Source organism: Rhizorhabdus phycosphaerae (assembly GCF_011044255.1).
GTDB classification, from domain to species: Bacteria; Pseudomonadota; Alphaproteobacteria; order Sphingomonadales; family Sphingomonadaceae; genus Rhizorhabdus; species Rhizorhabdus phycosphaerae.
On record NZ_CP049107.1, the window covers coordinates 444,175 to 457,538 of the forward strand.

The window sequence follows — 13,364 nt, forward strand, 5'->3', positions numbered from 1 at the left end:
CGACTTCTCGCCACCGGTGGCAGCCTTATCCGATCAAATTCTTTAGGCCGTCAAAACTTCCAACGCGACACGTTCGGCCGACTCCAGCGCGCCTTCCAGGCCCCGCGCGGCGAGTGCGGTATGTTCGCCGCAGAAATGCATGCGGCCGGCGGGACGGATCATCTCGTCAACCCAGCTCACCTGCCCCGGGCCGAAATAGGACACGTCGCCACCATTGAAGCGTTCGCCCGCCCAGCTGAAATAGCTGTGCGCTGCAACCTTGCCCTTGGCGGCGGGACGCAGTTTCTCCAGCTGGCGCACGACCATTGCCTTTGCCATCTCCGGCCCCATGCGATCCCAGTGGAGCGCGAGATTGCCGCGCGCCTGGACGATGAAGCCCGTGACCTCCTCGGGCGTTGCGCCATAGCGTTGCGGCATCACATTGCCGAGCAGTCCGTCGGTCCACATGCCGGGGGCGAGCTTGTCCTCCTCCCAGAAGGGCGCGTTCGCCGTGACGAACACCATCGAGATGGGCTGGTAGCCGAGCTGGGCGACGGCGCGCGCCTGCACGCCTTCGAGGGCGGGCAGCAGCTTGACGTTGCGCAGCGCCGAGAAGGGCAAGGAGCAGATCAGCCGCGCGGCGCTGAAACTCGACCCATCGGCGCAATGCACCGTCACGCCCGTCGCATCCTGGTCGATCGCTACCGCCTCGCGCCCGAGCAGCACGTCGCCCTTGAGCAATTTCGCCATGCCCGTAGCAAGGTGGATATTGCCGCCCTTGACCGACAGCGAACCCGTCCCCGCCCCCATCTGGGCTTTGATGAAGCCGTCATTATATTCCATCATCAGAGACGAAACGCCCCAGGCGTCGATGCCATAATAGGGCGCCAGATCGTGGCACAGATGGATCGCTGCATCAGACAGCCCCTGGGCCTTCAGATAGTCGTACAGCGAGATGTCGAGCGCGGCGTTGGCCGGATCGTGCCAACTCGTCCAGTCGGTGAGACGGTTCTTGTCAGAGACGATCTTTCCGACGAGTTCGCCGGGCAGGAGCATCTTGAATTTCTCGGGGAAGGGATTGCCCGGGAAAGTGGCCCATTCCGCCCGTGTCAGCGGCTTGCCGTTGATCCACAGCAGCGGCGGCGCGCCAAAGCGATAGCGCGCGCCAACTTCCTGCAGCGCCACGCCTGCACGATGGGCCGCGTCTATCCCGCGGCCATAGCCCTCGGCCATCGAGTTGAAGCCCATCTCGGGATAGCCGGGCTGGTCGAGCAGCGTCCAGATCCGTCCACCGACCCGCTCGCGCGCTTCCAATATGGTGACGCTCTTGCCCTCCTGCTCGAGCATCCAGGCGGCCTGAAGGCCGGACACACCCGCCCCCAGAACGATCACGTCGCTTTGTCCCGGCTTGCGCAAGCCGGTAGCCGACGGGGCAGTTGCCTTGCGCCTGTCGGCGCCAAGCGCAGGGACAGCCGCGAGGGCTGCAAGGCCCAGCCCGCCCAGGGAGAATGTGCGCCGGTCGATCATCATCTGCCTTGCCCTTAACCCCCGGATTGTGGCCGCACTTCAGGCCCGTTCATCCTGTCAGACGCCACAGGCTGCGCTGCCCTGTCGATCCACTGCCCGGTGCTCACCACCAGTCGGATAGAGATGCATGGCTTTCGGAAAATGCGCCATTGGCAGATAGCTGGGGGGTACTGCCTGATGTTAACCGCCTGCGTCGGAGATGTCATGAAACCGCTGCACCTGCTGATATGCGCGGCCGCCATAGCGCTATCGACCCATGCCGCGCCGGGGCTGGCGCAGCTTGCCGCCACCGCGCCCGATTCGCCGCAGACGCCGCGGCTGACGGTTGACCAACTGCGCGCGCGCTATGGCGACGGGCAGAGCCGCTACATGACGGTAAAGGGCATGGAGATCCATTATAAGGACGAAGGACCACGCAACGCCCCGGTCCTGCTGCTGATCCACGGTTCGCAAAGCAGCCTGCGCACCTGGGACCGGATCACGGTTCTGCTCAAGAAGCGCTACCGGATCATCCGCTTCGACATACCCGGCTACGGCCTGTCCTCCCCGGCGACAGACGAGGCGGCGCGCAGTGTGAAGCCGGTCGAGGTTACCGAGGGTCTGCTCGAGCAGCTGGGCGTGAAGCGCCTCGCCGCTGCCGTGGGTGTATCGAGCGGCGGGACGATGGCGATGTACCTCGCGGCCAAGCGCCCCGAAATGGTCGAGCGGCTGATCCTGTCCAACACGCCGTCGGACCCCGTCGACACCAGCCACATGGTCCAGACGCCGGCCTTCCTTGCCGCGCAGGACCGCGTGCGGAAAACCGGCTATCAGGACCTCGACTTCTGGAACCAATATCTCTCCTTTTTTTCGGGCGATCCCGCGCGGATCAGCGCAAGGACGAGAGCGGAATATTGGGACTTCAACCGCCGCGCGCCCGAGCCCTATCCGATCGCGATGGTCGCCCGGATCGGTGACGGTAAGCAGGCCGCGATCGAAATGGCGAAGATCAAGACGCCGACCTTCCTCGTCTGGGGCGCTGGCGACCCGTTGCTGCCCGAGGCCGCCGTCAAAGCCATCACCCGCTATCTGTCGAACGCCACCATATCGAAGGTGTTGATGCCCGACGTCGGCCATTATCCGCCGCTCGAAGTCCCCGACCGCTTCGCGCGCTGGATCGAAACCTATGTGGAGGCGGGCGTGCCGCTGGCCGGGGACAAGGCGCGATGACCGCCAGGACGCTCTACGAGAAGTTGTGGGACTCCCATGTCGTCGCCGAGATCGGCGATGGCGAAGCCCTGCTCTATATCGACCGCCACATCGTCCATGAAGTGTCGAGCCCGCAGTCCTTCGTCGCACTGCGCAGCAAGGGGCGCAGACTGCGGCGGCCGGAAACGCACCTGGCCGTTGCCGACCATGCGATACCGACCATCCAGCGGGACTCCATCGACGACCCTCTGGCCGCATCGCAGATCGCCGAGCTCGAGGCCAATGTCCGCGAATTTGGTGTGCCCTATGCAGCGGTCGACGGGCCCGAGCAGGGGATCGTCCATGTCATCGGGCCGGAAACGGGCTTTACCCTGCCCGGCACGACGATCGTCTGCGGCGACAGCCATACCACGACCCATGGTGCGTTCGGTGCGCTCGCCTTCGGCATTGGGGCGAGCGAGCAGTCGACCGTGATGGCGGCACAGGCGCTGCGCCAGACCCGCGCGAAGACGATGAAGGTCGAACTGGTCGGCGAACGCCATCCCCTGGTCTTCGCCAAGGATATCGCCCTCGCCCTGATCGCCCGGATCGGCGCCAATGGCGCTGTCGGCCATGCGGTCGAATATGTCGGCCCGGCTGTTTCCGCCATGTCGATGGCCGAGCGCATGACCCTGTGCAACATGACCATCGAGGCCGGCAGCCGCATCGGCCTCGTCGCGCCCGACGAGACGACCTATGCCTTCATCAAGGGGCGCCGGCTTGCGCCCCGGGGCGAGCGCTTCGCGCAGGCCTGCGCCTATTGGGACAGGCTGCCCAGCGATCCGGGCGCGACCTATGACCGGGTCGTGACCCTCGACCTCGGCGCCATCATTCCCCAGGTCAGTTGGGGTACGAGCCCCAACCAGACCCTGCCGGTCAACGCCAGCCTGCCCGATCCCGCCCATATCGCGGATGCCGCCGAACGACGCGAGGCGGAAAAGGCGCTGGCCTATATGGGCCTCGAACCTGGCGCGGCGCTGCTCGGAATCCCGATCAGCCATGTCTTCATCGGATCCTGCACCAATGGCCGGATCGAGGATCTCCGCGCCGCTGCCGCGATCGCGCTGGGCCGCAAGATCGCCCCCGGCGTGAAGGCCATCGTCGTGCCGGGAAGCATGGCGACGCGCGCCGCGGCCGAGCGCGAAGGGCTCGACCGGATCCTGATGGATGCGGGATTCGAATGGCGCTTTGCCGGCTGTTCGATGTGCGTCGCAATGAACGACGACCGTCTGTCTCCGGGCGACCGCTGCGCCTCCACCAGCAATCGCAACTTCGAAGGCCGCCAAGGCGCAGGCGGGCGGACGCATCTCATGAGCCCCGCGATGGCCGCCGCTGCCGCCATCGCGGGCCGAATTGCCGATGCACGGGATTATATCGCATGACGCCCTTCACGACCGTGACCGGCCATGCCGCGGCGATGCCGGAAGAGAATATCGACACCGATATCATCTTTCCGGCCCGCTTCCTGCTGCTTACCGCCAGAGAGGGGCTCGGCCAGCACGCCTTCCACGATCGTCGCTATCATCCCGATGGCAGCGAGGTTGCGGGCTATGTTCTCAACAGCGACCCCTTCCGCAATCCGCCGGTGATCGTGGCCGGCGCGAATTTCGGTTCCGGCTCGAGCCGCGAACAGGCGGTCTGGGCGCTCCATGGGCTCGGTGTTCGCGCGGTTATCGCCCCCGCCCTCGGCGAGATTTTCCACAATAACTGTCTGCGCAACGGCATCGTCCCGATAATCCTGCCTTCAGAGATTGTCGGTGAAATGCTCGCCTCTGCGGCGGCGGGTCTCCGGTTCACCGTCGATCTCGAGACACAGACCGTAAGCGTCGGCGACCGCGCGCCCATAGACTTCGCGATCGCGCCCGAAAGGCGCCTCGCTCTGCTCAATGGCTGGGACGAGACAGACCTCGTCCTCGCCCGCTTCGCCGACGACATCGCAAGCTTCGAAGCGGGCCAGCGCGCCCTTCAGCCATGGCTCTACCCCGAGGAGAGCGAAGCATGAGCGACAACGACGACCTGCTGGCGAATTACAAGAAAGCCTATGACCGTCGCGTGGGTTTCGGGCGCCGCCCGGCCCTGATCCTGATCGACTTCTGCATGGGCTATTTCGACCCGGGCTGCGAGCTCTATGCGGGTGTCGAAGATGCGATCGCCTCGGCGCTGCGGGTCCGCGCGGCAGCGCGTGCGGCCGGCGTTCCGGTCATTCTGACCAACGTAGTCTATCACCCCATGGCGATCGATGGCGGCCGCTTCTTCGAGAAGGCTGCGCCGCTCAAGAATTTCGTCAAAGGCCATCCTATGGGAGCCTGGGGCCCCGGGCTGGAGCCGTTCGAAGACGAACTCGTCATATCGAAGCAATATCCCAGCGCCTTCTTTGGGACCTCACTCGCCTCCACCCTCACCGCAATGGGCGTCGACTCGGTCCTGCTCACCGGCCTGACGACGTCCGGCTGCGTCCGCGCCTCGTGCGTGGATGCGATGAGCCACGGTTTCCGGACCGCCGTGATTGCCGAGGCCTGCGGCGACCGCCATGCGGCCCCGCACGAGGCCAATCTGTTCGACATGAACGCCAAATATGCCGATGTCGTCGGCGAAGACGAGGCGATCGCCTTTCTCCGGGGGCTCGCGGCCTGATGAGGCTCGCCGGACGGGTGGCGGTCGTGACGGGCGCTGGCCTGGGCATCGGCAAGGCAACCGCGCTTCGCCTGGCCGAGGAAGGCGCGCAGGTCGTGCTTGCCGAGCGCGATGAAGCGCGTCTGGCGGACGTCGATGCCCTGCTGCACGATGCCGGTCGCCCATGCCTGGCGGTGGCGTGCGATGTCACCGACGAACGGAGCGTTGCGAATTTGGCCGAGGCGGCAGCCTCGCTCGGCCCGGTCTCGATCCTCGTGAACAATGTGGGTGGCGGCCGCAGCGGTCGGATCACCGACCTGACGGTCGCCGACTGGGATCACACAATGACCCTGTCGCTGCGTTCCATGTTCCTGTGCACGCGAGCGTTCGTACCCGGGATGCGGGAACGGGGCTATGGTCGCATCGTCTGTCTGTCGTCGGGTGCGCGCAACGGAACCGTGTGGAACGCCTTCCATGTCGGGGCGAGCGCCTATTCGACGGCGAAGGCGGGAGTCACCGGCTTTATACGCGCGCTCGCGATCGAACTCGCGGATGACGGCATCACCGTCAATGCGGTCGCGCCGGGACCGATCGATACCGAACTGGCCGGCCCCTATCTCCGCAAGATGCATGAGGACGGTCTGGAATATTCGCCGATCCGGATGACCCCCCTGCACCGCCTGGGCACGGCGCGCGAAGTGGCGGACGCCGTGCTGTTCCTGTCATCCGACGAGGCAAGCTATATCACCGGGACTACGCTCGACGTTACCGGCGGACGCTGAACCGCGCTGCCGGCCGGAATCAGGGCGAACTGTTCCGACAGGCGGACAGAGGCGCATTATGTCAGTCCCCGGCGCGCAAATGTCGTCATTCTATAACAAATAAGAGCTGCTTTTCGGCGCCGTATCGAGGGACTTAGCCAGATGACCGCTGACCTGACTCGTCGTTCCCTGATGTCCGCTCTGCCGCTTGCGGCCGGTCTGGCCGCCGTTCCCTCGCTCGCCGAAGCTGCGGGTGGCAAACAGGCTCGACCAGTATCTCCAGCCATCTCGGATGCCGAGGCCATGGCGCGCCTGGCCGATCCCGCCACCCGGGCCCGCGTTCGGGCCCGCGTCGCCGGATCCTGCGAGCAGGAGACGGTGAACATCTTCTATCGGCTCAACATCTATGGTTTTACCGGCGACGGCAATCTGGTGCCCTTCTTCACGCTGAACCATCTGAGCGTTAACGAATGGACTCCGCTGTCCGGCAACCGCTACCAGGCGAAGACCTTCGAATGCGGCGTCTACTGCGCGTTCGATACGGATGACGTTCTCGAGGAATGGAAAAACCCGATCACGGGTGAGGTGCGCAAGCCGTTCCAGTTTCTCGGCGGCCCCTTCACCGTGACCCATGGACCTGATGGAATGGTCGCCATGGGTGCGGAGCTGACCCCGAGGCCGATGCGGATGGAAGCTTTTGGTGGCATGTTGTTCGTGGGCGCCATGGCGGACATGGCACGACCCAATCCGGTCAGCCCGGAAAAATATCCGAAATTCTCCTCGGGCCCGATCGCCTATTGGGACACGGTCTCGACCACGGGCGCCCCGGTCGCCCAGGCGTTCGACGATAGCGTGAGCTCGGCCGACGCATTCCACCATTTCCAGAATCTCGGCTCGTGGCATCCATGGCTCGCCATGGGATCGCGGCCCGGCCGCACGCATGGCCGAGCGGCCGGTGTAAAGGTCCGCTCGCTGGACGACATACCGGTCAAGGCGCTCAAGGGTCTGCAGGACTACACCCCCGAGATATTCGACCGGAAGAGCTGGACGAAGCTGCGCTTCGACACGCTCGACTATATGGCGACCAACCCACAGTAATCGTTGCTTTTTTGGAGAACAAGAAGCCGTTCGTCTCGAGCGGATGACATCGCTCGTCCCGAGCGGATCAAGAGCGCGGAAAGCGCCGCAGCAGGAACGAACCCGGGCGCGATGGCGCGGCCCGACTTTCAACGAAGGGGAATTATGATGAGGGAGGCTATCCTGAAGCGTTCGGTCGCTTCGGTTTCGGCTATTTCGATGATGGCGGCGCTCAGCGTCGCCATGCCGGCTCATGCCCAGGGTGCCGCAGAAGCGGACGCTCCGCAGGTGGCGGGCGAGATCGTGGTTACGGCGCGTAAGCGCGAGGAAAACCTGCTCAAGGTCCCGGTCACCGTGACCGCACTGACGTCGGAGACGCTGGAGAAGCGCGGCGTCGTCTCGATGCAGGACCTGGCTTCGTCGACCCCGGCGCTGAACATCAACAACAACTCCTCCGGCCATGCCGACCGCTCTTTCCAGCAGATCGTGCTGCGCGGCTTCACGCCGTCGACGACGCTGGCCACCACGACGTCGCTGTTCATCGATGGTGTCGCGGTATCGTCCCCTTCGGCTTTCACCGCCATCTCGGCTCCCGAGCGGATCGAGATACTGAAGGGCCCGCAGAGCGCCTATTTCGGCCGCAACACCTTTGCCGGCGCGATCAACGTCGTGAACAAGACCCCGTCGGGCGAATGGGCGGGCGAACTGACCGGCATGGTCGGTACGCGTGACAATTATCGTCTGCGCGGCGAGGTCGAGGGTTCGATCATCGGCGACGCGCTGACTTTCCGCCTGAGCGGCGAGCGGTTCTCGAAGAGCGGTTCTTGGAAAAACGCTGCGGACGGCAGCACGCTGGGCGACCAGTCGACCAACAGCGGTTCGCTGCTGATCGTCGCCAAACCGACCGAAAAGCTGACGATCAAGGCGTTCGGCCTCGTCTCGCAGGACAAGGACGGTCCATCCGCGCAGACCCGCCTGCTCGCCTATGACATCAAGGATGCGGCGGGCAATGTGTTGTACAAGAGCCAGTCCAACTGCACGCTCACCGGCAACAGCGTCGGCGTGCAGGGTTTCGGCACGGCGACCAGCAACCCGTTCATCTGCGGCACGCTCCCCGGCCTCGTTAACCCTGTGTCGGCGAACACGGTCAACGATTCCATCACGAGCAATTTCCTGGCCATCCCGCAGCGCCGCACCGTGCCTGCCAAGGATGGCGTCGACGGCTATGGCTTGCTGCGCAACTATCATCATCTGCACGCGGCCATCGATTATGAACTCAGCGACATTTTGAGCGCGTCGGTCCTCGCCGGTTACAATTACGAGGAATGGACGACGATGATCGACCTCGACGGCAATGACACCAGTGCCATCGCGTCGACGACCAATCCTCGCGGCTATTTCGATTTCCCCTTCCTGATCGAGCGCCGCACCCGCGACTATTCGGCCGAAGGACGCCTCTCGCTCGACACCGGCGCGCTTCGGGGCGTCGTCGGCGTCAGCTATCTCAATGCCTATCTGATTCAGGGCCAGGGCGGCGGTATCGGCGCGTTGACGCAAGCCGTGCTTACTCCAGGCGGCAAGAACATCAACAAGACGATCGGCGCTTTCTACGGCCTGACCTACGACTTCACCGACACACTGTCGCTCAGCGTCGAAGGCCGTTATCAGATCGACACGCTCGAGGCGCATGCGGCGCCGACCGGCCAAGTCGTTGCGAGCAGTGCGTTCGTTCCTGCTGGGACCTATGCGCCAGGCCAGCTGCTCGCGAAGAAGAAGTTCAAGAACTTCCTGCCCCGCGTGATCGCGAACTGGCAGGCGACGCCCAGCACGATGATCTACGCCTCCTTCTCGAAAGGCGTGAACCCGTCGCAGTTCAACAGCAGCATCATCGCACAGACCGCGCGCGTCCAGCAGGCCGCCGTGGACGCGGGCGTGACGCTGACGGTCGACCCGGAGAAAATCACCAACTATGAGGCGGGCATCAAGGGCCGCGCACTGGACGGCAGGCTGCGCTACACCGCGGCCGCCTATTTTGCTCAGTGGCGCAACCAGATCAACGCGATCCTGCTCACCATTCCGGATGCAGGCAGTGCGACCGGGACCAGCTTCGTCAACGGTTTCTCGAACTCGGGCACCGTCGACATCAAGGGTCTCGAGATCGAGACCAGCCTCAAGCTGAGCGATCTCATCACGATCGACGCTGCAGGCGCCTATACCGATACCAAGATCAAGGACTTCCGCAGCACGCAGGTCAGCAAGCTGACGGGTATCTTCGACTATTCCGGCAAGGAAATGCCGAACACCTCGAAATGGTCGGCCAATGTCGGCGTCCAGTTTGCCGGCGATCTCCGTGGGTTCGACGATGCCAGCTGGTTCCTGCGTGGCGACTGGAACTTCAAGTCGGGCATGTGGTCGAACCAAGCCAACACGACGCGGACCGCCGACCTGCACCTGTTCAACCTGCGCACCGGCGTCAGCAAGGGCAAGGTCAGCTTCGAGGTCTTCGTAAACAACGTGTTCAACAACAAGACCTACACGAGCATCGCCGACAATTACGTCATCGACCAGACGCTGTCGCGCCTCGGCAATTTCTCCGCAGTCCTCGTCGGCCTGCCGGAACTGCGCACGGCGGGCATTCAGATGAAGGTGGCCTTCTGATCCAAAGGGTCAGCCCATCGATCAGAAGAATATGGGGCCGGGCGTGCAAGCGCCCGGCCCTCTTTCGTTTCAGCAAGGGAGCATTTCCGGATGAAAACACTTGTCCTCGCACTCGCTGCGCTCGGCCTGCCCGCCAATCTCGATGCCCGATCAGCCGAGGCGCCTACCACGAGCGGAAAGGTCGCAGGCTCGCTCGAAGGCGATGTGGTCATTTTCCGAGGTATTCCCTATGCCGCGCCGCCGCTCGGCGAGAAGCGCTGGCGCAGTCCCCAGCCAGTGGTGCCGTGGCAGGGCGTTCGCGAGGCGACCGCCTTCGGGCACGATTGCATGCAGAACCCCTTCGCCCGCGATGAGGCTCCGTTGCGCACGACGCCCGCCGAGGACTGCCTCTATCTCAACGTCTGGAAGCCCGCCGCCGTAAAGGCCGGTGCCAAGCTGCCGGTTCTTGTTTGGATCCATGGCGGCGCCTTCGTCACCGGCGGTACCTCGCCAGCCATCTACGACGGTTCGGCCTTCGCACGGGATGGCGTGGTGTTTGTCAGCTTCAACTATCGCCTTGGCCGTTTTGGCTTTTTCTCCCATCCAGCGCTGACGGCGGAGGCCGGCAAGCCGGTCGGCAATTTCGCGATGGAGGACATGGTCGCGGCTCTCAAATGGGTCAGGCAAAATATCGCCAGCTTCGGCGGCGACCCGGCAAGGGTAACCATCATCGGCGAAAGCGCCGGCGGCACGGCCGTGATCAACCTCATGACCATGCCCTCGGCGCGCGGCCTGTTCCAGGGCGCCATCGCCATGTCGGGCGGCGGCCGGTCACTCCTTCCGACCGCGTCCATGGCAAAGGGCGAGCAGGTCGGCGTGGATTTCGCGCGAAGCCAGGGTGTGACCGACAGAGGGGCTACAGGCCTCGCCGCGATCCGGGCCCTCCCCGCCCCGACCGTGCAGGGCAGCAACCTCTTCGCGGACCGCTTCGCCACGCCGCCCACCTATGTCGGTGGGCTGGTGGCCGAGGGCTCGGTGATCGCGGGTCCGAGTGACAGGCTGATGGACGCGGGGAGGATCGCACCCGTCCCTGTGATGATCGGAATGACCAGCGCCGATGGCGGGATCACCGCCGCAAAGGACAAGGATGCGCTCTTTGCAAGCTTCGGCGCGCGGGGGGCTGCTCTGCGCAAGGCCTATGATCCCGACGGCACCACCGAGTTCGGCGACGCGATGCGCCATCTGACGGGCGACCAATATATGGCGGAGCCCGCCCGCTTCGTCGCCCGCCACGCACTGGCGGCGGGGCAGCAAGCGTTCGTCTATCGTTTCGGCTATGTTGCGGAAAGCAAGCGTGGCGAGTGGAAGGCGGGGGCGCCACACGCGACCGACATTCCCTACTTCTTCAACACCGTCGACGCCCGCTATGGTCCCTCCACCACCGCGCAGGATCGCAAGGCCGCGGCTCTTGCCCATGCCTATGTCGTGAACTTCGCGAAGTCGGGGAATCCCAACGGCCAGTCGCTTCCGCTTTGGCCCGCCTATGAGCTCAAGGGCGAAGCTCTGCTGCAGCACAAGCCTGACGGCACGGCCGAAGCCGGCGCCGATCCGTTCAAGGAGAAGCTCGACCTGATCGAGGCGTTCGCGAAGACCAAGCCCTGATCCTCCGGCCTAATCCTGCGGCAGCTCCCTGGCGACGCGGAAGCCGAGATGATCGTTGCGCGCGCCCGGCGGATCCCCGATCCGCTGGGCGACACGTACGCTCCACCCGGACAGGCTCCAACCGCCGCCACGCACATTGCGCAAGGTGCAGGGGCCACCCATCCACGCCGACCCGTCGAGCGGTGCGCCGACATAATCATCATGGTGGCAGTCCTCCACCCACTGCGCGACATTCGCGGTCATATCGTGGAGGCCGAAGCGGTTCGGTGGATAGGAGCCAACCGGCGTCGTGCGGTCATGGTGGTTGCCGTAATTGGCTCTGGACGGGTCGATCGCGTTGCCAAACGGATACCATGTATCGGTGCCTGCCCGCCCGGCATATTCCCACTCGGCTTCCGATAGCAGGCGATAGCGCTGGCCCGTCCGCCGCGACAGCCAGCTTGCATAAGCCTGCGCGTCGGCAAAGTTCACGTTGATCACCGGGCGGCGGCCACGCCCCCACCCTGCATCGTCGGCCCGATAGCCGTTGCAGCCACCATCGGCCACGCAGGCATCCCATTCATCGAACGTGACCGCATAGCGCCCGACGGCGTAGCGATAGCCTATGGTGACGCGGTGTCGCGGTTCCTCCATCCGGTCGAACATCGCGAGTACGCCCAAGGTGCGCCGCTCGTCCGCCGTCGATCCCATCACGAACTCGCCCGGTGGGATTACGACCATCTCCGGGCAGTCCCGGCAGTCGGCAAAGGCCGCGCCGGCGACGACGGGCGGAAAGCGCGGCGCAGGCGCTGCCCGCTTGGGAGGAACATAGCCGTTGGCCGGCGGGGCATCGGCGGCCAGCGCCGCAAGCAGGAACAGCATGATCATCCCCCGAGCGGTGGATCGACGGCGTCGGCACTCGTGGCGCGCGCGGCCGCCTTGACCCGGTCAATCAGGTCAATCAGGCGCGCGGCGTCTTTGCCGGTCGGGCAGCGATGCGGCTCCCGCCGGACGGCAGCAGCGAATTCCCGCAGCTGCTGTGCAAAGAAATGGCCGAGCTTTCGGCCACCCATGGCTGTCGGCTCGATCAGCACTCCTGCCGGCGGCGCGACCAGGACCTCGCCATTCCATTTCAGGATTTCGCCATCCACGATCTCGGCCACGCCGTGCGCGAAATGGAGCACCTTGCGGTCGAACACACGGCGCTGGTTGTAGGAGATATGGACGCTGGCCATGCGCCTACCCGGGTAACCGAGCAGGATCATCGCCTCGTCCTCGCCCTGCCAGCCCATCTGCCAGCGCGCGGCTTCCACTTGCACCCGGAGGGGATCATCCTGGCCCATGACGAGCTGGACGAAATCGAGCGAATGCGGCGCGAACAGCGAGAGGATCAGCCCCTCCTCGGCTGTGCGTTCTGCCCACCATGGCGCTTGGGGGCCGTCCCAGAACACGCAGGACGACACTTCAACGGCCCGCAATGGGCCCCATTCCGGCATTCGATCGATGAGCGTGGCAACGGCAGCGTTGTGGCGATAGGTATGCCCTGCGGCGAGCACCAGCCCGCGTCGCTCTGCTTCGGTCGCCAGCGCCCGTGCCTCCATCCCGCTTTCGGCCAGCGGTTTTTCCACAAGCACATGCTTGCCGGCTTGCAGTGCCGCCAGGCTCTGCGGCCCATGAAGGGCGTTGGGGCTGGCGATCAGGACCGCGTCGACCTGCGGCAGGGCCAGGGCCTGCGCAACATCGGTCAGGGCAAGGGCCGCGAAAGGCGCCGCCGCGCGCTCTGCCGCCGCCGTGTCGCTGTCGACGGTGGCGACGAGACGGATCTCGTTCTCGAGCCCTGAGAGCGCGGCCAGATGCGCGCCCGATATCCGGCCGCAGCCGATCAGCAAAAGTCCGAGCGGC

11 protein-coding genes are annotated in these 13,364 nt (G+C 64.9%); 8 read left to right on the forward strand and 3 right to left on the reverse strand.

Features of this window, described 5'->3' with window-relative positions; all coding sequences use genetic code 11:
• Positions 1 to 42: 42 nt before the first annotated feature.
• A complete protein-coding gene (locus G6P88_RS02110) occupies positions 43 to 1,509 on the reverse strand; it encodes a flavin monoamine oxidase family protein (protein ID WP_165321614.1) in 1,467 nt (488 codons plus the stop codon).
• A 201-nt stretch (positions 1,510 to 1,710) separates the two neighbouring features.
• On the opposite strand from G6P88_RS02110, the gene G6P88_RS02115 reads away from it, so the two are divergent.
• The 8 genes from G6P88_RS02115 (at position 1,711) to G6P88_RS02150 (ending at position 11,483) form a co-directional block, all read left to right on the forward strand.
• Positions 1,711 to 2,715, forward strand: a complete 1,005-nt coding sequence (locus G6P88_RS02115) for an alpha/beta fold hydrolase (protein ID WP_165321615.1) — start codon at positions 1,711 to 1,713, stop codon at positions 2,713 to 2,715.
• Positions 2,712 to 4,115: a 3-isopropylmalate dehydratase large subunit gene (gene leuC / locus G6P88_RS02120; protein WP_165321616.1), complete on the forward strand. Its 1,404-nt coding sequence runs from the start codon at positions 2,712 to 2,714 to the stop codon at positions 4,113 to 4,115. The genes G6P88_RS02115 and leuC overlap by 4 nt, the downstream gene beginning before the upstream one ends.
• Positions 4,112 to 4,735, forward strand: a complete 624-nt coding sequence (gene leuD / locus G6P88_RS02125; protein WP_165321617.1) for a 3-isopropylmalate dehydratase small subunit — start codon at positions 4,112 to 4,114, stop codon at positions 4,733 to 4,735. Before leuC ends, leuD begins: the two co-directional genes overlap by 4 nt.
• Positions 4,732 to 5,367: an isochorismatase family protein gene (locus G6P88_RS02130; RefSeq protein WP_165321618.1), complete on the forward strand. Its 636-nt coding sequence runs from the start codon at positions 4,732 to 4,734 to the stop codon at positions 5,365 to 5,367. The genes leuD and G6P88_RS02130 overlap by 4 nt, the downstream gene beginning before the upstream one ends.
• Positions 5,367 to 6,128, forward strand: a complete 762-nt coding sequence (locus tag G6P88_RS02135; protein ID WP_165321619.1) for an SDR family NAD(P)-dependent oxidoreductase — start codon at positions 5,367 to 5,369, stop codon at positions 6,126 to 6,128. Before G6P88_RS02130 ends, G6P88_RS02135 begins: the two co-directional genes overlap by 1 nt.
• A gap of 141 nt (positions 6,129 to 6,269) precedes the next feature.
• Positions 6,270 to 7,205 (forward strand): DUF1838 family protein, encoded by a 936-nt coding sequence (locus G6P88_RS02140; protein ID WP_165321620.1) that lies wholly within the window; start codon positions 6,270 to 6,272, stop codon positions 7,203 to 7,205.
• A gap of 144 nt (positions 7,206 to 7,349) precedes the next feature.
• Entirely contained in the window at positions 7,350 to 9,842 is a 2,493-nt protein-coding gene (locus G6P88_RS02145; protein ID WP_165321621.1) for a TonB-dependent receptor, read from the forward strand.
• A gap of 90 nt (positions 9,843 to 9,932) precedes the next feature.
• Positions 9,933 to 11,483 carry a carboxylesterase/lipase family protein gene (locus G6P88_RS02150; protein ID WP_165321622.1) on the forward strand — a complete coding sequence of 517 codons (1,551 nt, stop codon included), beginning with the start codon at positions 9,933 to 9,935 and terminating at the stop codon, positions 11,481 to 11,483.
• A 9-nt stretch (positions 11,484 to 11,492) separates the two neighbouring features.
• On the opposite strand, the gene G6P88_RS02155 is transcribed toward G6P88_RS02150, so the two are convergent.
• Together G6P88_RS02155 and G6P88_RS02160 are read right to left on the reverse strand one after the other, a co-directional pair.
• Positions 11,493 to 12,350, reverse strand: coding sequence for a formylglycine-generating enzyme family protein (locus G6P88_RS02155; RefSeq protein ID WP_206335840.1), 858 nt, complete (start codon positions 12,348 to 12,350; stop codon positions 11,493 to 11,495).
• Positions 12,347 to 13,351 (reverse strand): Gfo/Idh/MocA family protein, encoded by a 1,005-nt coding sequence (locus tag G6P88_RS02160; protein WP_247710562.1) that lies wholly within the window; start codon positions 13,349 to 13,351, stop codon positions 12,347 to 12,349. The genes G6P88_RS02155 and G6P88_RS02160 overlap by 4 nt, the downstream gene beginning before the upstream one ends.
• Positions 13,352 to 13,364 lie beyond the last annotated feature (13 nt).